This window comes from Streptomyces sp. NPDC059166 (assembly GCF_042755185.1).
Classification (GTDB): Bacteria; Actinomycetota; Actinomycetes; order Streptomycetales; family Streptomycetaceae; genus Streptomyces.
In genome coordinates this window covers 1-19082 of the sequence record NZ_JBHZCI010000038.1, presented here as the reverse complement: position 1 = coordinate 19082, position 19082 = coordinate 1, and the positions used below count along the sequence as shown (strand labels likewise).

The 19082-nt window shown below is 70.5% G+C and carries 18 protein-coding genes and 3 tRNA genes; 9 read left to right on the top strand and 12 right to left on the bottom strand.

The window, feature by feature from the left end; translation table 11 throughout:
• The first annotated feature begins 45 nt into the window (after positions 1-45).
• Entirely contained in the window at positions 46-972 is a 927-nt protein-coding gene (locus ACFXOA_RS25295; RefSeq protein ID WP_385032984.1) for a phosphoribosylaminoimidazolesuccinocarboxamide synthase, read from the top strand.
• Positions 973-1015: 43 nt separating this feature from the next.
• On the opposite strand, the gene ACFXOA_RS25290 is transcribed toward ACFXOA_RS25295, so the two are convergent.
• The 8 genes from ACFXOA_RS25290 to ACFXOA_RS25255 form a co-directional block, all read right to left on the bottom strand.
• Positions 1016-1088 (bottom strand) — tRNA-Gly (locus ACFXOA_RS25290).
• 22 nt (positions 1089-1110) lie between these two features.
• Positions 1111-1731 (bottom strand): response regulator, encoded by a 621-nt coding sequence (locus ACFXOA_RS25285; protein WP_385032868.1) that lies wholly within the window; start codon positions 1729-1731, stop codon positions 1111-1113.
• Positions 1728-3038, bottom strand: a complete 1311-nt coding sequence (locus ACFXOA_RS25280; protein WP_385032865.1) for a sensor histidine kinase — start codon at positions 3036-3038, stop codon at positions 1728-1730. The genes ACFXOA_RS25285 and ACFXOA_RS25280 overlap by 4 nt, the downstream gene beginning before the upstream one ends.
• 1 nt (position 3039) lies before the next feature.
• Positions 3040-3873 (bottom strand): ABC transporter permease, encoded by an 834-nt coding sequence (locus tag ACFXOA_RS25275; RefSeq protein WP_385032862.1) that lies wholly within the window; start codon positions 3871-3873, stop codon positions 3040-3042.
• Entirely contained in the window at positions 3870-4901 is a 1032-nt protein-coding gene (locus ACFXOA_RS25270; RefSeq protein ID WP_385032859.1) for an ABC transporter ATP-binding protein, read from the bottom strand. The genes ACFXOA_RS25275 and ACFXOA_RS25270 overlap by 4 nt, the downstream gene beginning before the upstream one ends.
• A 144-nt stretch (positions 4902-5045) precedes the next feature.
• Positions 5046-5118 (bottom strand) — tRNA-Gly (locus ACFXOA_RS25265).
• Between the two features lie 79 nt (positions 5119-5197).
• A tRNA-Gly gene (locus tag ACFXOA_RS25260) sits at positions 5198-5269 on the bottom strand.
• A 140-nt stretch (positions 5270-5409) separates the two neighbouring features.
• On the bottom strand, positions 5410-5745 hold the full coding sequence (locus ACFXOA_RS25255; protein ID WP_385032856.1) for an Lsr2 family protein: 336 nt from the start codon (positions 5743-5745) through the stop codon (positions 5410-5412).
• Positions 5746-6133: 388 nt separating this feature from the next.
• Here ACFXOA_RS25255 and purS point away from each other — a divergent pair, with 388 nt between their 5' ends.
• From purS to ACFXOA_RS25230, 5 genes are all read left to right on the top strand, one after another.
• Positions 6134-6385, top strand: coding sequence for a phosphoribosylformylglycinamidine synthase subunit PurS (purS, locus tag ACFXOA_RS25250; protein WP_033296931.1), 252 nt, complete (start codon positions 6134-6136; stop codon positions 6383-6385).
• On the top strand, positions 6382-7062 hold the full coding sequence (gene purQ / locus ACFXOA_RS25245) for a phosphoribosylformylglycinamidine synthase subunit PurQ (protein WP_385032853.1): 681 nt from the start codon (positions 6382-6384) through the stop codon (positions 7060-7062). The genes purS and purQ overlap by 4 nt, the downstream gene beginning before the upstream one ends.
• A complete protein-coding gene (gene purL / locus ACFXOA_RS25240) occupies positions 7059-9308 on the top strand; it encodes a phosphoribosylformylglycinamidine synthase subunit PurL (protein WP_385032850.1) in 2250 nt (749 codons plus the stop codon). The genes purQ and purL overlap by 4 nt, the downstream gene beginning before the upstream one ends.
• Positions 9309-9461: 153 nt before the next feature.
• The gene (locus ACFXOA_RS25235) at positions 9462-10268 is read left to right on the top strand and encodes a sterol carrier family protein (protein WP_385032847.1); all 807 of its coding nucleotides are present in this window, start codon (positions 9462-9464) and stop codon (positions 10266-10268) included.
• 37 nt (positions 10269-10305) lie between these two features.
• A complete protein-coding gene (locus tag ACFXOA_RS25230; protein ID WP_385032844.1) occupies positions 10306-10791 on the top strand; it encodes an META domain-containing protein in 486 nt (161 codons plus the stop codon).
• Between the two features lie 42 nt (positions 10792-10833).
• On the opposite strand, the gene ACFXOA_RS25225 is transcribed toward ACFXOA_RS25230, so the two are convergent.
• Positions 10834-12279 carry a sulfatase-like hydrolase/transferase gene (locus ACFXOA_RS25225; RefSeq protein WP_385032841.1) on the bottom strand — a complete coding sequence of 482 codons (1446 nt, stop codon included), beginning with the start codon at positions 12277-12279 and terminating at the stop codon, positions 10834-10836.
• A gap of 186 nt (positions 12280-12465) precedes the next feature.
• The gene (locus ACFXOA_RS25220) at positions 12466-12558 is read right to left on the bottom strand and encodes a putative leader peptide (protein ID WP_385032981.1); all 93 of its coding nucleotides are present in this window, start codon (positions 12556-12558) and stop codon (positions 12466-12468) included.
• A 553-nt stretch (positions 12559-13111) separates the two neighbouring features.
• Here ACFXOA_RS25220 and purF point away from each other — a divergent pair.
• Positions 13112-14638: an amidophosphoribosyltransferase gene (purF, locus tag ACFXOA_RS25215; RefSeq protein WP_385032838.1), complete on the top strand. Its 1527-nt coding sequence runs from the start codon at positions 13112-13114 to the stop codon at positions 14636-14638.
• 60 nt (positions 14639-14698) lie between these two features.
• Complete coding sequence (purM, locus tag ACFXOA_RS25210) at positions 14699-15772, top strand: phosphoribosylformylglycinamidine cyclo-ligase (protein ID WP_385032835.1); 1074 nt, start codon at positions 14699-14701, stop codon at positions 15770-15772.
• Positions 15773-15931: 159 nt separating this feature from the next.
• Here purM and ACFXOA_RS25205 read toward each other — a convergent pair whose 3' ends face one another.
• Together ACFXOA_RS25205 and ACFXOA_RS25200 are read right to left on the bottom strand one after the other, a co-directional pair.
• Positions 15932-16189: a DUF3073 domain-containing protein gene (locus tag ACFXOA_RS25205; protein WP_073750911.1), complete on the bottom strand. Its 258-nt coding sequence runs from the start codon at positions 16187-16189 to the stop codon at positions 15932-15934.
• Positions 16190-16536: 347 nt separating this feature from the next.
• Positions 16537-17634: a Leu/Phe/Val dehydrogenase gene (locus ACFXOA_RS25200; protein WP_385032832.1), complete on the bottom strand. Its 1098-nt coding sequence runs from the start codon at positions 17632-17634 to the stop codon at positions 16537-16539.
• A gap of 177 nt (positions 17635-17811) precedes the next feature.
• On the opposite strand from ACFXOA_RS25200, the gene ACFXOA_RS25195 reads away from it, so the two are divergent.
• Positions 17812-18657, top strand: a complete 846-nt coding sequence (locus tag ACFXOA_RS25195; RefSeq protein WP_385032829.1) for a hypothetical protein — start codon at positions 17812-17814, stop codon at positions 18655-18657.
• The last annotated feature ends 425 nt before the right edge of the window (positions 18658-19082 follow it).

Genomic DNA, 19082 nt, shown 5'->3' with positions numbered 1-19082 from the left:
CGCGACAATCGGAACGACTCCTGGATCAACCTACGCGGAGGCAGCGTGTCCGGTTTCGTAGAAAAGCCCGAGCCTGTGCAGGTGCCGGGGCTCACCCATCTGCACACCGGCAAGGTGCGCGACCTGTACCGGAACGAGGCGGGTGACCTCGTGATGGTCGCCAGCGACCGCATCTCCGCGTACGACTGGGTCCTGCCCACCGAGATCCCCGACAAGGGACGCGTGCTCACCCAGCTCTCGCTGTGGTGGTTCGACCAGCTCGCCGACCTCGCCCCCAACCACGTGCTGTCGACGGAGCTCCCCGCGGGGGCCCCCGCCGACTGGGCGGGCCGCACCCTGGTCTGCCGTTCGCTGCGGATGGTCCAGGTGGAGTGTGTGGCGCGCGGCTATCTGACGGGCTCCGGCCTCGTCGAGTACGACGCGTCCCGTACGGTCTGCGGGATCGGACTGCCCGAGGGCCTCGTGGACGGGTCCGAGCTCCCGGCACCGATCTTCACCCCGGCCACCAAGGCCGCGGTCGGCGATCACGATGAGAACGTCAGCTACGAGGAGGTGGCCCGCGAGGTCGGCCCCGAGACCGCCGCGCTGCTGCGCCGCGCGACGCTCGACGTCTACGGCCGGGCCCGGGACGTCGCCCGTGAGCGCGGGATCATCCTCGCCGACACGAAGTTCGAGTTCGGCTTCGCGCCCACCGCCGACGGTGGCGAGGAACTGATCCTCGCGGACGAGGTGCTGACCCCCGACTCCTCCCGCTTCTGGCCGGCCGAGGGCTGGGAGCCGGGCAGGGCCCAGCCCTCCTACGACAAGCAGTTCGTGCGGGACTGGCTGACCTCACCGGCCTCCGGCTGGGACCGCGCGAGCGAGCAGCCGCCCCCGGCGCTCCCGCAGGAGATCGTCGACGCCACCCGGGCCAAGTACCTGGAGGCGTACGAACTCCTCACCGGCCTGAGCTGGCCGCCGCAGGGGATGTGACGGAAGAAGGCCCCGGTCCTGAGGACCGGGGCCTTCTCACTTGAGCGGACGACCAGGTTCGAACTGGCGACCTCAACCTTGGCAAGGTTGCGCTCTACCAACTGAGCTACGTCCGCGTGCGCCGTAACGCGATGCCTACTATACCCAACCTCGCTCCCGTGCGAGCCACACCGCCGCATGACGGTTCTCGGCACCGACCTTCGAGACGGCGGCCGACAGATAGTTGCGCACCGTCCCCTGGGACAGCGAGGCCCGCTCCGCGATCTCCGCGATCGACGCGCCGTCAGCCGCGAGTTCGAGGAGTTCGGCCTCACGCGCGGTCAGCGGGGAGTCCCCGGCGGAGATCGCGTCGGCTGCCAACTCCGGGTCCACGTAACGGTTTCCGGCGTGCACCGTGCGGATGATCTCTGCCAGCTTGCGTGCGCTGACCGTCTTGGGCACGAACCCCCGCACGCCGGCCGCCAGTGCCCGCTTCAGGTGCCCGGGGCGGCCGTGACCGGTCACGATCATGGTGCGGCACCCGGGCAGTTCCTCCCGCAGTGATGTGGCGACCTTCACACCGTCCGCGCCCGGCATCTGGAGATCCAGCACGGCGACGTCCGGCCGGTGCGCCAGCGCCATGGCCAGGGCCTCGGGGCCGCTCGCGGCCTCGGCGACCACGACGAGGTCCTCCTCCAGGGCGAGCAGCGCGGCGAGCGCCCCGCGGATCAGGTGCTCGTCGTCGGCGAGCAGGACTCTCAGCGGCTGAGCGCCGGTCATCGTTCCTCCGTGTGGTCGGTGAGCCCCGAAGGGGCGTCGGGAACGCGTGCGCCGAGCGGGACCGTGGCCGTCACCCTGAAGCGGTCGTCTCCGGCGGGGCCGGCTCTGACGGAGCCGCCGATCCCGCCGAGCCGTTCGCTGAGTCCGGCGAGGCCGGAGCCGCTGCCGCCGTCAGGGCCGGGACCGCCCGCAGCGCCGGCCCCGTCGTTCTCGACCTCCAGCACGACCGCGTCCCGGGTCCGGGAGAGCCTGATCCAGCAGTGGCGGGGATCGCCGTGGCGCAGCACGTTCGTCGCCGTCTCCCGGACCACCCAGCCGAGCGCCGCCTGCACGGCCGCAGGGGCCCCGATGCCCGCGGGGCCGTCGGCGCCCTCGACCGTGACGGCGATGCCGGCGGCCTGCAACACGCCCCGCGCTCCCATGAGTTCGGTGGGCAGGTCGGCCTCGCGGTAGCCGCGTACGACGTCGCGGACCTCCTGCTGGGAGGCCCTGGCGATCCGCTGCACCTCGATCATCTGGTCCTTGGCGGCAGGGTTGCCGCGCTGCGCCAGCTCCACGGCCAGCTCGCTCTTGAGCGCGATCACCGACAGGTTCCGGCCCAGCACGTCGTGCATGTCCCGGCCGAACCGCAGCCGTTCCTCCGCCACCGCCAGCCTGGCCTGCATGTGCCGCGCCTCCTCCGCCTGCCACATCACGGTCAGGCTCCAGATGCTCGGCCTCGCCGACACGAGCACCAGCAGGGCGACGACGAGCAGGGAGACGGAGGCCCCGAAGACCTGGCCGCCGGGCACCCCCACGACGGCCAGCAGTCCCACGGCGACCAGCCCGAAGGCCGCCGCCCGCAGGAGGAACGCCCGGACCGGCACGAGCAGGACGTACGGGATGGCGAAGGCCACGGGGAGGTCCAGGACCAGCAGGGCCAGTTCCTCCCCCCTGGCAGCCTCCGTCGCCGCGAGCGCCACGACCAGGCCGGTCGCCACCGCCAGCAGCGCGGCGGACAGCCGCAGCCGCCGTGGCGGGAACGGTTCGACGCCCCGGTAGTGCGCGTAGGCGGCGGTCACGTTGAGGTTGCTCACGACGGACTGGGTGATGTTGACGGCGAGGAAGGCCCCCGCGAGGGCCGTCGCCACGGGGCCGCGGTCCAGGGTCTTCAGGAGAGGCAGGAAGCCCCATGAAAGCGCGAGGAACCAGGTCACCGAGCAGAGAGTCACCCGGCTGTAGAGATCGATGCGCTGGAGCTTGCTGCGCTTGTGCCAGTCGCGTCTCCAGGCCCGTACCCGACCGATCACACCCCTCAGCCCTCTCACGTCAGCCGCGCGGGTCCCAGCGGAACCACCGCTGCACAGCAAACACCGCGAAAGCGGTCCAGGCCAGCGCCGCCGCGGCGGCCGTCAGCAGGTCGCCGCCCTCCACCCCGCCGAGCCAGCCCTGCCGCACGAGGGTCATCACACCCGTCAGAGGCAGGAGTTCGAGCACCGAGGCCAGCTTGTCCGGGAAGACGTCCAGCGGGACGAAGATCCCCGAGCCGAAGAGCGAGACGAAGAACAGCGGCAACGTGGTGAGCTGCGAGGTCTGGACCGTCCGGGTCATCGCCGAGGTCGCGGCCGCCAGGGCGGACATCATCACCAGGCCCACCACCAGACCCACCAGGAACAGCGCGGGGTGCTTCGGGGCCGTCAGGTCGAACGCGATCGCGCCGGCCGCGACCAGCAGCACGCACTGCAGGAGCGCCAGCGCGAGCGAGGGCACCGCGGTCGCGGTCAGGATCTCGCGGTCGGTGATCTCGCCGGTGCGCAGCCGCTTGAGGACGAGTTCCTCGCGCCGGGTGACGTACCCGGTGACGAGGTTCATGTAGACGACCTGGACGAGCACGATGCCGATACCGCCGGTGAGGGCGGCGCCCGCGACCGAGAGTCCGGTGCCTGAGAGGTCGACCTGCCGCAGGGAGGCCCGGATCGAGAAGACCATGGCCACCGGCAGCACCAGGGCCATGAAGATCGCCGACCGGTTGCGGACCAGCAGCATCAGTTCGGCGCGGGCCAGGGCGGCCAGCCGTCGCGCGGAGGCGGATGCCTTCGAGGGCGGCGCCGGGGAGCGGCCGGGGGCCGTGCGGTCGCCCGTGAGGGCGGTGGGCGTGGTCATGCCGTCACCTTCTTCGACTTGTTCCGGCCGCCGTCCGCGGTCCTCCCGGACCCGGCGCGCCGGCTCTCCGCCTGTCGCGGGTCGTCGGCGCGGGAGCGGAGCTGCGTGTTCGCGATCTGGAGGAATGCCTCCTCCAGCGAGGCGGAGCGGGCGTCGAGTCCGATCAGCTGTACGCCCGACTCCCGGGCCCAGCCGAGCAGTTCGTGCAGCGCCTCCTGGAGCCCCGTGGTGCGGATCTCGATCCGCTGCCCCTCCGCGGCGGCCCGCAAGGAGAGCGGAAGGCGGCCGGCCGGTACGTCGTCGGGCAGCGTGAACCGGATCCTCGCGGGCTGCGAGGCGGTGACCTCGGCGGTCGTCCCGGCGGTCACGATCCGCCCCTGGTGCATGATCGCCAGCCGGTCGGCGAGCGCTTCGGCCTCCTCGAGGTAGTGCGTGGTCAGCAGTACGGTCGTGCCGCCGTCGCGGAGCGCCCGGATCAGCTCCCAGGTGTCCCTCCGCCCTTCCGCGTCCAGCCCCGTCGTCGGCTCGTCGAGGAAGAGGACCTCGGGCCGTGAGGTCAGGGCGAGCGCCAGGTCAAGGCGCCGCTTCTCCCCGCCGGACAACTGCTTGACCCGCACCCCGGTGCGGCTCGTCAGGCCGACCATCTCCAGGGCCTCGGGGGCGGGCCGCGCGCCGGTGGTGCACGCGGACCACATCCGTGCGGTCTCCAGGACGGTGAGGTCGGAGGGGAAGCCGCCTTCCTGGAGCATCACGCCGGTACGGGGCCGTACGGCGGAGCGCTCTCGGTACGGGTCGTGGCCGAGGATCCGGACCGTCCCCGACGTGGGGAGCGCCAGGCCCTCCAGGAGTTCGACGGTGGAGGTCTTGCCCGCGCCGTTCGTCCCGAGCAGGGCGAAGAGTTCGCCGCGTGCCACGGTGAAGGAGATCCCGGCCACGGCCTCGAATCCGTCGGCGTAATGCCGGTGGACCCCGTCCGCCTCGATCACGGGGCCGTTCGTGAGGCCGCTGGGAATGTCGTCGCTGGTCATGCTTCCAGCTTTCCGGCGGGAGAGGCCGAAGAGCAGTGCGCGCTGTCACCACTCCTCATGACAAACGTCATGAGGAACCGCGCGGAAGTGGCCGGAGAACGATCGAAGGCCCCGGTCGGAATCGACCGGGGCCTTCGAATCACGAGCGGACGACCAGGTTCGAACTGGCGACCTCAACCTTGGCAAGGTTGCGCTCTACCAACTGAGCTACGTCCGCATTGCTGCCACTCGGCTTTCACCGGTGGAGCGCTCACCACTCTACCTGATCCCCGAAGGGGGCCGGTAAGGCGATGCAGAGCGGGTGACAGGAATTGCACACTGCGCCTTCCCCCTGGAAGGGGGATGTTCTACTACTGAACTACACCCGCACGCTGCTTGGGGTTCGGCTTTTCGGCCTTGCCCTTCGGCGTGCTCCAGACTCTAGCCGACCTGCAGGGGTGTTGTGCAAGTCGGCTCCTCGGGGTGTCGCCGGGGGCGGGATCGGAATGGAACATTCCGGACAGTGGTCTCAACTGGACGCCGCGAACGCCTCGTAGACCTTCTTGGGGATGCGGCCGCGGGCCGGCACCTCCATCCGGTGCGACCGCGCCCACGCGCGCACGGCCGCGGGGTCGGGGGCGAGCGAGGTGTGGTGATACGACGCAGGGGCCTTGCCGCGCTTGCCGGTATTCACCTGCTTTCGGCCGGCGCTGACGTAGGGGGCCAGTGCCTTACGCAGTTTCTCCGCATTGGCGGGATTGAGGTCGATCTCGTACGACTTCCCGTCCAGGGCGAAGGAAACCGTTTCCGCCGCTTCTCCTCCGTCGATGTCGTCGGAGAGCGTGACCACGATGCGCTGAGCCACGGATATCGGTCCTTTCCTACGGCGTCTTCGCACCTGACGTGCGCTGATGCCGGCCTTGCGGAGGCGGGGCGGACGGGGATCGACCGGTGTCGACCGTTCCGGGGCAATCGTGCTTTCCCCGGTATTCATTTGTACAGCGGAAGGCGCCGCATTGTGAAGTCCGTCCAATTGCATCCGCGTGTTGCCTCGCCGTCCCGCTCGCTCAATCCGGCCGAAGATTCTTTCCCGCACTTTCCGGCGGGGGTTGTCATCGGCCGATATCTGTCCGTGATCTGCGTAAGTGGATATCTACCCGCGTAGAATTTCCGGCCAGGTACGCTGAGTGGACCCATGGGGGTCTGGGGAACCCCATCGGAGACACAGCCGCACCACACCACCGGGAGTGCCAGTGGCACGCGTCGTAGTCGACGTCATGCTCAAGCCGGAGATCCTCGACCCGCAGGGACAGGCTGTGCAGCGCGCGCTGCCTCGTCTCGGCTTCGACGGGATCGCGGACGTCCGCCAGGGAAAGCGTTTCGAGCTCGAGGTCGAGGGGCCGGTCGACGACGCCGCCCTCGCCCGCATCAACGAGATGGCCGAGACCTTCCTGGCCAACACCGTCATCGAGGACTTCACCGTCAAGGTGGAGGAGGAGAAGTGACCACCCGTATCGGAGTCGTCACTTTTCCCGGCACCCTCGACGACCAGGACGGCCTGCGGGCCGTGCGGATCGCGGGCGCCGAGCCCGTGTCGCTCTGGCACCGCGACAAGGACCTCCACCAGGTCGACGCGGTCATCCTGGCGGGCGGATTCAGCTACGGCGACTATCTGCGTGCCGGTGCCATCTCGCGTTTCTCGCCGGTCATGGAGACCGTCATCGAGCAGGCGAAGGCCGGTATGCCGGTCCTCGGCATCTGCAACGGCTTCCAGGTCCTGACCGAGGCGCACCTGCTGCCCGGCGCGATGCTGCGCAACAACCACCTCCACTTCATCTGCCGCGACCAGAAGCTGCGGGTGGAGAACGCGGAGACCGCCTGGACCTCGGACTACACCGCCGGCCAGGAGATCTCCGTACCGCTGAAGAACATGGACGGCCGCTACACCGCCGACGAGCGCACGCTCGACGAGCTGGAGGCCGAGGGGCGCGTCGCCTTCCGCTACCTGGACGGCAACCCCAACGGCTCGCTCCGTGACATCGCGGGCATCACCAACGCGGCGGGCAACGTCGTCGGCCTGATGCCGCACCCGGAGCACGCCGTCGAGCCGCTGATCGGCACCGGTCGCACCGACGGCCTCGGTTTCTTCACCTCGATCATCAAGAAGCTGGTCAACGCATGAGCCTGGACACGGTCAAGCACGCGGCCGAAACCCCGGACGCCGGACAGCCCTGGAAGGAACTCGGCCTCAAGGAGGACGAGTACGCCCGGATCCGCGAGATCCTGGGCCGCCGTCCCACCGGCGCCGAGCTCGCCATGTACTCCGTGATGTGGTCCGAGCACTGCTCCTACAAGAGCAGCAAGGTCCACCTCAAGCAGTTCGGCGAGAAGGTCCCCGCCAACGACGCGATGCTCGTCGGCATCGGCGAGAACGCCGGTGTGGTCGACGTCGGCCAGGGCTACGCGGTCACCTTCAAGGTCGAGTCGCACAACCACCCCTCGTACATCGAGCCCTACCAGGGCGCCGCGACCGGTGTCGGCGGCATCGTCCGCGACATCCTCGCGATGGGCGCCCGGCCGGTCGCGGTCGTCGACCCGCTGCGCTTCGGTGCGGCCGACCACCCCGACACCCGGCGCGTCCTGCCCGGCGTCGTCGCGGGCATCGGCGGGTACGGCAACTGCCTCGGCCTGCCCAACATCGGCGGCGAGGTCGTCTTCGACCCCTGCTACCAGGGCAACCCCCTCGTCAACGCCGGCTGCATCGGCGTGATGAAGCACGAGGACATCCACCTCGCCAAGGCCTCCGGCCCCGGCAACAAGGTGATCCTCTACGGCGCCCGCACCGGCGGCGACGGCATCGGCGGCGTCTCGGTGCTCGCCTCGGAGACCTTCGAGTCGACCGGGCCCGCCAAGCGCCCGGCCGTCCAGGTCGGCGACCCGTTCCAGGAGAAGCTGCTCATCGAGTGCACCCTGGAGATCTTCAAGGAGAAGCTCGTCGCGGGCATCCAGGACCTCGGCGGCGCCGGGCTCTCCTGCGCCACGAGCGAGCTGGCCTCCGCGGGCTCCGGCGGCATGCGCGTCGAGCTGGACACCGTGCCGCTGCGCGACTCCTCCCTCTCGCCCGAGGAGATCCTCATGAGCGAGTCGCAGGAGCGCATGTGCGCGATCGTCGAGCCGCAGCACGTGGACCGCTTCCTGGAGATCTGCGAGAAGTGGGACGTCATCGCCACCGTGATCGGTGAGGTGACCGGGGGATCGCAGCTGGAGATCTTCTGGCACGGCGAGCAGATCGTGGACGTGCCGCCGCGGTCCGTGGCCCACGAAGGCCCCACCTACCACCGGCCGTTCGCCCGCCCGTCCTGGCAGGACGCGCTGCAGGCCGACGACGCCGGCAAGCTGGCCCGTCCGGCGAACGGCGCGGAGCTGCGCGAGCAGGTCCTCAAGCTGGTCGGCTCCCCGAACCAGGCGTCGAAGTCCTGGATCACCGACCAGTACGACCGCTTCGTCCAGGGCAACACCGTGCTGGCGATGCCCGAGGACGCAGGCATGGTCCGGATCGACGAGCAGTCGAACCTGGGCGTGGCCATGGCGACCGACGGCAACGGCCGCTACGCCAAGCTCGACCCGTACACGGGCGCCCAGCTCGCGCTGGCCGAGTCCTACCGCAACGTCGCGGCGTCCGGCGCCAAGCCGCTCGCCATCTCGGACTGCCTCAACTTCGGTTCGCCCGAGGACCCGGACGTCATGTGGCAGTTCGCCGAGGCCACCCGTGGTCTCGCGGACGGCTGCCTGGAGCTGGGCACCCCGGTCACCGGCGGCAACGTCTCGCTGTACAACCAGACCGGTGAGACGGCGATCCACCCGACGCCCGTCGTGGCCGTCCTCGGTGTGATCGACGACGTGACCCGGCGTACGCCGGTCGCGTTCGCCGAGGAGGGGCAGCTGCTGTACCTCCTGGGCGACACCCGCGAGGAGTTCGGCGGATCGGCCTGGTCCCAGGTCGTCCACGACCACCTCGGCGGCATGCCGCCCAAGGTGGACCTGGGCCGCGAGAAGCTGCTCGCCGAGATCCTCATCTCGGCCTCCCGCGACGGCATGATCGACGCGGCGCACGACCTCTCCGACGGCGGCCTGATCCAGGCGGTCACCGAGTCCTGCCTGCGCGGCGGGAACGGCGCCCGGCTGGTCGTCCCGGACGGGCTGGACGCCTTCACCTTCCTGTTCTCGGAGTCGGCGGGCCGCGCGGTCGTGTCGATCCCGCGCAGCGAGGAGCTCCGCTTCAACGACATGTGCGGTGCGCGGGGTCTGCCCGTCGCCCGGATCGGGGTCGTGGACGGCGACGAGATCGAGATCCAGGGTGAGTTCAGCATCCCGCTGAGCGAGCTGCGCACGGCGCACGAGGGGACCCTCAAGGGCCTCTTCGCCTGAGTTCCGCCAGGCTTTCCCGCCTGTACCGAGGCCCTCGTCCGGACGACCGGACGAGGGCCTCGGCGTCGCACCGTGCCCGGCGTCCCCTGACGGCCGGCGGCGAGGCGTTCACGGCGGAGGGGGCTGTCGGACGGGCCGGTTAGTCTCGGTCCCATGCCACCGGCCAAGAAGCGTCCCCGCGCTTACGACGTCACCCGGACCAGGACCGCGGTCCTGGCCCAGTTCGCCCACGTGCGGGACGCGGTCCGCACGCTGACGCCCGAGCAGCTCGCACTGCCCGGGCTGGGGGAGTGGAGCGTGCGGGAGCTCGTGGCGCATCTGACGATGGCGCTGGAGCGGGTCAGCCGAGCCATGGAGCTGCCGGAACCGGCCGGTGGGCCCAAACCGGAGATCGCCCTGCTGGAGTGGCCGTTCTCCACCGCGGGGAACGCCGAGGGGATCGCCGGCCACACCCGGGAGCTGGCCGCGGCCCACCCGGACCTCGTGGCGCTCTACGAGGAGACGGCCGCCCGGTTCACGGAGCTGGTGCCCGCCGACGGCGGTGCCACCGACCGGCTGGTGGCGACCCGTGGGGGCACGATGCGGCTGGGCGACTTCCTGGTGACCCGAACCGTCGAACTCGTCGTCCACACCGACGACCTGAACCGGGCCACGGGCCTCGGCATCCCGTGCGACCGCCAGGCGCTGGCAGCCTGCACCCGGCTGCTCGCCGACGCGCTCGCGGACAGGGCGCCCGGCGGATCCGTCGAGGTGCGGATCCCGCCCTTCGCCGTGGTCCAGTGCATCGGCGGCCCCAAGCACACCCGGGGCACCCCGCCCAATGTCGTGGAGACCGATCCGCTCACCTGGATCCGGCTGGCGACGGGGCGGACCCTGTGGGCCGAGGCGCTCGGGTCGGCACAGGTCAGCGCGAGTGGCCGGCGGGCCGATCTCGCCGCGTCGCTCCCGCTCATGGGCTGAGGGGAACCGGATCGGCCACCCGGTCCGTCCCATCCGCATGCGTACACGACGTGTGGCAGTCAGCGCCCTGACCCTCCTCACCCTTGCCGCCTGCGGTACGGAGACGGGTTCCGGACCGGGATCCGGGGACGACGCCGAGGGCGGCAGCGGCACCGTACGGACCGAGCCGGCCCTGACCGATGTCAGGTGGACGGTGTCGGCCCTGACCGTCGACGGGAAACGGACGCCCGCACCCGCGGGCGCGGAGCGGAAGGCGCGTCTCACCTTCGGTGAGGACGGCTCGGTGGAGGGCAGCCTCGGCTGCAACTCCTTCCACGGCACCGCCGAGGTCTCCGGCTCCGCCATCACCTTCGGTCCGCTCGTCTCCACCAGGAAGATGTGCCCGGGACCCGAGACGGAGGTGGAGCGGGCGCTGCTCGGAGTGCTCAAGGGCACGACGCGCTACGCGGTCGAGCAGAGCTCCCTGTCCATCGAGGCGAAGGACGGCAAGGGGCTGCGCGCCTCCGCCCCGGCCGGAAGCTGAGCCCGTCCCACGCGGCCGGGCGGCCCCGTGGGACGGACGTGCTCAGGATGCCGTCGGATAGGGGAGCAGACCGGAGTCCGTCCGCTCCCACGAGGCCCGCAGCGCGGCCAGCCTCCCGGGCTCGGCTGCCGCCCGGTCCGCCTGCTCGCGCCGGTCGTCGGCCAGGTTGAAGAGCTGGTCCTTCCCGCCCTTGCCCCGGTAGTACTTCCAGTCCCCGCGCCGCAGCGCCCGCTCCTCGCGCACCCGCCAGAACAGGTCGCGCTCCTTCGGCGCCTCGCCCCGCAGCAGGTACCCGGCGAGGCTGACGCCGTCGAGCGGGTACGCGGGATCGGGCCGGGCGCCGCCGAGCTCCAGCAGGGTCGCCGTCCAGTCGGGCGAGTAGACGGGGAGGTCGCTGACCTGGTGGCCGTCGACGCGGGCCGGCCACCGCAGCACCGAGGGGACACGGATCCCGCCCTCCTGGAGCGAGCTCTTGTTCCCGGAGAGCGGCCAGTTGTAGGAGAACCGCTCGCCCCCGTTGTCGCTGGCGAAGAAGACCAGGGTGTCCTCCTCCTGCCCCGAGCGCTTCAGCGCCTTCAGCACCTGCCCCACCGAGCGGTCCAGGTCCTCGACCATCTCCTTGTACTTCTCGACCGACCCTCCGTCGGCGTGCCACAGCGCGGACGGGTCCCCGGCCTTGATCCGGCGGACGATCTCGGCGCTCGCCTCGGTGTCCCCGTCGGCGATCCACGGCCAGTGCGGGGTGGTGAAGTTCAGGTTGAGCAGCCAGGGCTTGTCGTGATCGCGCTGCACGTACTCGCTCGCACGCTCCGTCAGGATCCGTGTGTAGTAGCGCAGGTCCTTGTACTCGGCGTCGCCCTCGTACAGGTCGTACTCGCCGCCCAGGCCGAGCTTGGAGTAGTACTCCAGCGCCCCGCCGAAGTTGCCGAAGAACTCGTCCCAGCCCGACTTGGTGGGGCTGTGGTCCGGCAGGTAGCCGCAGTGCCACTTGCCGATGAGCGCGGTCGCGTAGCCGGCGCCGCGCAGCAGGGACGCGAGCGTGGGGTGGGTGGGTTCGAGCCCCGCCGACCTGTCCGCGATGGGCTCCGCCAGTCCGCCCTTGGTCCGCCCCGGGTAGCGACCGGTGTAGAGGCTGAAGCGGGTGGGGGAGCAGGTGGCGGAACCGGAGTACGCGTCGGTGAACCGCACGCCCTGGCGCGCCAGTTCGTCCAGGTGCGGGGTGCGGATGTGCGGAGCCCCGTACGAGGAGAGATCGGCCCAGCCGAGGTCGTCGCCGAGGATGAAGAGGATGTTGGGCCGGCGTGCGTGTCTGCCGCGTGCGGCACGGAAGGGGCGCTCGCCGGGTACGGCGGCGGAGGCGGGGCTCGCGTCACGGATGCCCACGGCGGCGGTCGCGGCGGTCGCGCCCACCGTCGCCGCGAAAGCACGTCGGCTCAGGGAGGCACGGGGCGGTGTAATCGAAGAATTGTTCGATTCGCGAGTGGTCATGAGGTCTCCAGGGCAGGCCTCGGCAGAGGCGCGAGGGCGCGTAAGTGGCGGAACCGCCGAAAGGCCGCGCGGGCGGGCGTGTCCGTTACGACGGGAAAAGGAGAAAAGAGGGAAAGAGCGGAAGTGGCCGCAGCCGAGCAGGAGTCACCGGAGGAACGGCGGAGGGCTCAGCGGAGTGCGGGCGGATCAGACGCAGCGACAGATGGCGCTCGCGACACGTGCCAGATCGACGTGGCGGCGCTCCACGAGCGTGACCGACCGGTCACCGAGGGGCTGCATGGGCATGGAGACTGCCAAGGGGGTGAGGGCATGTCAATGGCGGTCTCGCCCAGCGGACATCCGCACACGGCGGGGGAGGTGCCGGCCGGAGGGGCTGTGGGCGTCCGGCGGGGCCTCGCCGGCCAGGTGCCGCCCCGAGTGCCGATTCGCGTGGAACATCCCACGCCGACCGCTTCGTTCGACGGACCCCGCGGCGCGATCCGAAAGCGCCGGGATGCGCGGCAGGCCGCTCGCAGTGTGAGGCTCGCCACGAAAAGGGGTCCCTCGCCCCGCCCCGGCGCGACCCCCGGAGCCGCGGCCTGAGCGTGCGGAGCGATGTCCGCGGGCCGGATGTCCCGTCGCATCCGACCCGCCGGTAACCGGCGCCCATCCCGGGCCACGGCGGCCATGCGCCCCGTCCGGGGAGGCGGCCCGCCCGAGGCATGATCACCCGCAGTGATCACATGACGCCGGCCGGAGCGGGGGCGGAGCAGGTTCCGTCACCGTGGTCGAGGCCGGTCGGGGGCGCTCACCCAATTCGGACCGGTGGTCGATCTCGCCTACACTCGGTGCCGTGCCTCGTGGTGATGGACGACTCAACCACGACCTGCTCCCCGGAGAGAAGGGCCCCCAGGACGCTTGCGGCGTCTTCGGTGTCTGGGCTCCGGGCGAAGAGGTCGCCAAGCTCACCTATTTCGGACTGTATGCCCTGCAGCACCGTGGACAGGAGTCCGCGGGCATCGCAGTGAGCAACGGGTCGCAGATCCTGGTCTTCAAGGACATGGGACTGGTCTCGCAGGTCTTCGACGAAACGTCTCTGGGATCGCTCCAGGGCCATATCGCGGTCGGTCATGCCCGCTACTCCACCACCGGTGCCTCGGTGTGGGAGAACGCGCAGCCGACGTTCCGTGCCACCGCGCACGGCTCGATCGCCCTGGGTCACAACGGCAACCTGGTGAACACCGCCCAGCTCGCCGAGATGGTCGCCGACCTTCCCCGGAAGGACGGCCGCGCCACCCAGGTCGCGGCGACCAACGACACCGATCTCGTGACCGCGCTGCTCGCCGGGCAGAGAGACGAGGACGACAAGCCGCTCACCATCGAGGAGGCCGCCGCAAAGGTGCTCCCCGAGGTCAAGGGCGCCTTCTCCCTCGTCTTCATGGACGAGCACACCCTCTACGCCGCCCGTGACCCGCAGGGCATCCGCCCGCTCGTCCTCGGCCGGCTGGAGCGCGGCTGGGTGGTGGCCTCCGAGTCCGCCGCCCTCGACATCTGCGGCGCGAGCTACGTCCGCGAGATCGAGCCGGGCGAGCTCGTCGCCATCGACGAGAACGGTCTGCGCACCTCGCGCTTCGCGGAAGCGAAGCCCAAGGGCTGTGTCTTCGAGTACGTGTACCTGGCCCGCCCCGACACCGACATCGCCGGGCGGAACGTCTACCTGTCCCGTGTGGAGATGGGCCGGAAGCTGGCGGCCGAGGCCCCCGTCGAGGCCGACCTCGTCATAGCGACGCCGGAATCGGGCACCCCCGCGGCCATCGGCTACGCCGAGGCGAGCGGAATTCCGTTCGGGTCCGGACTGGTCAAGAACGCCTACGTCGGCCGGACCTTCATCCAGCCCTCACAGACCATCCGCCAGTTGGGCATCAGGCTCAAACTGAATCCCCTCAAGGAAGTCATCAAGGGCAAGCGCCTGGTGGTCGTCGACGACTCGATCGTCCGCGGCAACACCCAGCGGGCCCTGGTCCGGATGCTCCGCGAGGCGGGTGCCGCCGAGATCCACATCCGGATCTCCTCCCCTCCGGTGAAGTGGCCCTGCTTCTTCGGGATCGACTTCGCGACACGGGCCGAGCTGATCGCCAACGGCATGTCCGTGGACGAGATCGGCACCTCCATGGGCGCCGACTCGCTCGCCTACATCTCGATCGACTCGATGATCGAGGCGACGACGATCGACAAGCCGAACCTGTGCCGCGCCTGCTTCGACGGCGAATACCCGATGGAGCTCCCGGACCCCGAGCTGCTCGGCAAGCAGCTGCTGGAGACCGAGCTGGCGGCCGGACCCGCCGCGACCGCGGCGGCCGACGCGCTGCGCCGTCCGTGACCCGGACCGGCCGGCCGCTTCCCCTCCAGCCCCGTATTCCCACACGAAAGATCCCGGGCCATGTCTGAGACAACAGGTGCTTCCTACGCTGCGGCGGGCGTCGACATCGAAGCCGGTGACCGCGCCGTCGAGCTGATGAAGGAGTGGGTGAGGAAGACCCAGCGCCCCGAGGTCGCCGGTCTCGGCGGTCTCGGCGGGTTCGCCGGGCTCTTCGACGCCTCGGCGCTCAAGCGCTACGAGCGTCCGCTGCTCGCCTCGGCCACCGACGGTGTCGGCACGAAGGTCGATCTGGCCCGCCAGATGGGCGTGTACGACACCATCGGCCACGACCTGGTCGGGATGGTCGTCGACGACCTCGTGGTGTGCGGCGCGGAGCCGCTCTTCATGACCGACTACATCTGCGTCGGCAAGGTCCACCCCGAGCGGGTCGCGTCCATCGTGAAGGGCATCGCCGAGGGCTGTGTGCTGGCCGGCTGCGCGCTGGTGGGCGGCGAGACGGCGGAGCACCCCGGGCTGCTCGGCCCCGACGACTTCGACGTCGCGGGAGCCGGCACGGGCGTGGTCGAGGCCGACCGCCTGCTGGGCCCGGACCGCATCCGCAAGGGTGACGCCGTGATCGCGATGGCGTCCTCCGGTCTTCACTCCAACGGGTACTCGCTCGTACGCCACGTGGTCTTCGACCGGGCCGGATGGAGCCTGGACCGGCAGGTCGAGGAGTTCGGCCGGACGCTCGGCGAGGAGCTGCTCGAGCCCACCAGGATCTACTCCCTGGACTGTCTCGCGCTGACCCGCACGACCGAGGTCCACGGCTTCAGCCACGTCACCGGCGGCGGTCTGGCCAACAACCTGGCCCGGGTGATCCCGGACGGGCTGCACGCCACGGTCGACCGTTCCACCTGGACCCCCGGCGCGGTGTTCGACCTGGTCGGCAAGGCCGGCAAGGTCGAGCGGCTGGAGCTGGAGAAGACGCTGAACATGGGCGTCGGCATGATCGCGATCGTCCCCGCCGACTCGGTGGACGTGGCTCTGACGACCCTGGCCGACCGGGGCGTCGACTCGTGGGTCGCAGGCGAGATCACCGACCGCGGGGACCACGCCACGGGCGCGGAACTGACGGGCGACTACGCGCGGTAGGACCTGGTGACCCCTGGTCCGGTGCCCATCCGGACCAGGGCGTACGCCGACGGCCGGACAGGGCGCGGCACGCCACCCGCCGCACATGCCACCCGGCACCCGGACAGCACAGAACCCGGTCCGGGCAGGCCCGGACCGGGTTGATGTGTCAGTGCGAGGTCAAGCGCCGCGGCGCTGTGACGACGGACCGGACTGTTCGTCCTCGTCCGCGTCCTCGTCGTCGTTGTACAGATCCGCGTACTGTGCGTACGGGTCATCTTCCTCGTCGTCGTCCTCGAACGGCTCCGCGTTCGGTGGCTGACTCGAAGGCGATGCGCCCAGCTCATTGGCCAGACGCGACAGGTCCGTCCCGCCGCTGCTGTACTTCAGCTGGCGGGCGACCTTGGTCTGCTTGGCCTTTGCCCGGCCGCGCCCCATGGCTCGACCCCCTCGGTGACGGGGCTCGACGGCCCCAGAGTCTTGACACGCGTTCATGTTTCAGGACGGACTCTCGGCTGAGAGACCGCGCCCGTGGCTTTAACGGTACCTGCTTCCTCGGCCATACGGTACGCCGCCCGCATCACGTGCCTTCCCACAGGACCGTCGAGGAGCCCGTCCTCGCTGGTCAACCCCGATTTTAACCTCTTGCGGAGGTCCGACCCGCCGACCGGAGTGAGTCTTGTCTCCCCGCGGCCCGTCCTCGGCCCCGGTCCGCGCCGGACCCCCGTCACCGGACGGCCTCTCGGCCCGGCGACGGGGGCTCGTGGTGACGCTCGGGTCAACGGTCAGCGACGGCGCGCGTCCGCCATCCGCTGCTCGGCGATCCTGTCCGCGGCCGCGGCCGGCGGAATCCCATCCGCCTTCGCACGTGCGAAGATGGACAGCGTGGTGTCGAAGATCTTCGTCGCCTTGGCCTTGCACCGGTCGAAGTCGAAGCCGTGGAGCTCGCCGGCGACCTGGATCACGCCTCCGGCGTTCACCACGTAGTCAGGTGCGTACAGGACCGACCGGTCGGCGAGGTCCTTCTCGATGCCCGGGTGCGCGAGCTGGTTGTTGGCCGCTCCGCACACCACCCGTGCGGTGAGCACGGCGACGCTCTCGTCGTTCAGTGCCCCGCCGAGTGCGCACGGGGCGTAGATGTCGAGGCCCTCGGTGCGGATCAGCGCGTCGGTGTCCGCCGCCACGGCGACCTGGGGGTGCAGATCCGTGATCGCGCGTACGGACGCCTCCCGCACGTCGGTCACGACCACCTCGGCGCCGTCGCTCAGCAGGTGTTCGACCAGGTGGCGCCCCACCTTCCCGACACCCGCGACGCCGACCTTGCGCCCGCGCAGGGTGGGGTCCCCCCACAGGTGCTGGGCGGAGGCCCGCATGCCCTGGAAGACGCCGAAGGCGGTGAGGACCGAGGAGTCGCCGGCGCCGCCGTTCTCCGGCGAGCGGCCCGTCGTCCAGCGGCACTCGCGGGCGACGACGTCCATGTCGGCGACGTACGTGCCGACATCACAGGCCGTCACGTAGCGTCCGCCGAGCGAGGCCACGAACCGGCCGTAGGCCAGGAGGAGTTCCTCGGACTTGATCCGGTCGGGGTCGCCGATGACGACGGCCTTGCCGCCGCCGTGGTCGAGTCCGGCCATGGCGTTCTTGTACGACATCCCGCGCGACAGGTTCAGCGCGTCCGCGACCGCCTCCTCCTCGGAGGCGTACGGGTAGAAGCGGGTCCCGCCGAGGGCCGGGCCCAGGGCGGTGGAGTGCAGGGCGATGACGGCCTTGAGGCCGCTGGCACGGTCCTGGCAGATGACCACTTGCTCGTGGCCCCCCTGGTCGGAGTGGAACAGGGTGCGCAGGACATCTGCCGTGGCGGGCACGCCGGTCACATCGGTCACTGTGGTGACTCCCAAGTACGAAGCGGCACAAGACCCTCCTGAAGGTGGGGAGGGCCCCGGTCCGACCGGCAGCGGTCGGTCCGGCTGGGCATGAGCGTAAGTCCTCGTGGGGCACCTGACGGCCCCCGTGCCCGGGATCACCCCCCTGTGGAGTATGGGCGTGACACGATCTACGGCATGTCGGTGGTGTCCTCGGTGCTCGTCCCTTACGCGTCCTACCTGCGGGTGTACGAGCCGCTCGCCGCCTTCGCCGAACCGGAGCGGAGCCACTGGACCCGTTACGCGAGTCGGACGGATCTCCCCACGGCCCAGGACGAACTGCGTCGTTCGCTGGCGGACCTGGTCCCCACGCCGCCGGTGCCGGTGCCGGTGAGAGAGAGCGGGGACGCGTTCATCGCGGTCGTCGACGGCGGGATCTGCGTCTGTCCCTGGCGCACCCGGATGAGGGGATGGCTGGCCATGGGCGAACTCGAGGGACTGTTTCCGGCCACCGTGCTGGACGCGGTGCTGCCTCCGGTCGTGCGGAGTCAGGCGGCGGCGGACCACGAGCGCTGGGCGGAGCGGAACCCGGACGCCCGTCCCTGGATCCGGACGGCCGTGTGGCATGTGCCGGTGCGCTGGTTCGTGCTCTTCGACGACGAGGAGCGTGAGTACGTCGCCGGCACCGACGGCGGGTGCCGCCCTCTGCTGCGCTACCGGACCCCGATGGTCCAGGCGCGGCGACGCCTGGCACGTGCGCTGCGGACGCTCCGCGAGACGGTGAGCGAAGGGCCCCTGACCGAGGGCCTCGTAGGGGTGGGCCGCTGGCTGGAGGAGTTCCACCCGCGCGCCATGGTGGAGCTCGACTACGGGGGCCTGGTCCACGCGCTGAAGGAGGAGCAGCTGGCCGGGGACCGGTCGGCCGCCGACGTGGCCGAGGGCATCGCGGCTCTGCGCTCGGGTGACGGTGACGCGGCGGGCGCCGCGTACGGAAGGCTCGCGGACCGCTGGCGGGCGGTGCGGGACCTACAATCCTCCAACTAGCCCGAATCGGTGTGAAGTGGAACGCACCGCCGCATAGAGGCGCCAACGGCAGGGAAGAGACATCCCGTGAGGTGCCCGACATCCGCGGGTGCCGGTGGAGACCGGCGGAGGTGAACGGAGATGTCCTGAGGGGAACTGACAGCCTGTGAACCTGCGTCGGATGTGACGCGTGCGACAACTGAGGCCGGACGGCAGTCTCGAGGCCCTGGGACCTACGTCCCGAACCGGGCCTTTGCCTCAAGCGTGATGGATAGCACTAACGGGGCCCTTGCGCCGTTCCCTACTCCTCATGCCAAAATAGGACAAGGAGTCCGGGGAGGACTCTGTCCGCCCAACTATGGGTGGATCGCTCAGCATTGCACGCTATGGGGGGTCTGATGGCTTCTGAGGACTCCTGGTTGCCCTGTGATTGATCGTTACTGGGG

Bases quoted from the DNA above. Each gene is read 5' to 3' on its own strand.
- ACFXOA_RS25220 (WP_385032981.1), bottom strand. From the start codon at position 12,558: ATGCAGCCCCTCGGTGACCGGTCGGTCACGCTCGTGGAGCGCCGCCAC.
- ACFXOA_RS25230 (WP_385032844.1), top strand. From the start codon at position 10,306: ATGCGTACACGACGTGTGGCAGTCAGCGCCCTGACCCTCCTCACCCTT.
- ACFXOA_RS25225 (WP_385032841.1), bottom strand. From the start codon at position 12,279: ATGACCACTCGCGAATCGAACAATTCTTCGATTACACCGCCCCGTGCC.
- ACFXOA_RS25195 (WP_385032829.1), top strand. From the start codon at position 17,812: ATGTCGGTGGTGTCCTCGGTGCTCGTCCCTTACGCGTCCTACCTGCGG.
- purM (WP_385032835.1), top strand. From the start codon at position 14,699: ATGTCTGAGACAACAGGTGCTTCCTACGCTGCGGCGGGCGTCGACATC.
- purL (WP_385032850.1), top strand. From the start codon at position 7,059: ATGAGCCTGGACACGGTCAAGCACGCGGCCGAAACCCCGGACGCCGGA.
- ACFXOA_RS25285 (WP_385032868.1), bottom strand. From the start codon at position 1,731: ATGACCGGCGCTCAGCCGCTGAGAGTCCTGCTCGCCGACGACGAGCAC.
- ACFXOA_RS25270 (WP_385032859.1), bottom strand. From the start codon at position 4,901: ATGACCAGCGACGACATTCCCAGCGGCCTCACGAACGGCCCCGTGATC.
- ACFXOA_RS25275 (WP_385032862.1), bottom strand. From the start codon at position 3,873: ATGACCACGCCCACCGCCCTCACGGGCGACCGCACGGCCCCCGGCCGC.
- ACFXOA_RS25235 (WP_385032847.1), top strand. From the start codon at position 9,462: ATGCCACCGGCCAAGAAGCGTCCCCGCGCTTACGACGTCACCCGGACC.
- ACFXOA_RS25205 (WP_073750911.1), bottom strand. From the start codon at position 16,189: ATGGGGCGCGGCCGGGCAAAGGCCAAGCAGACCAAGGTCGCCCGCCAG.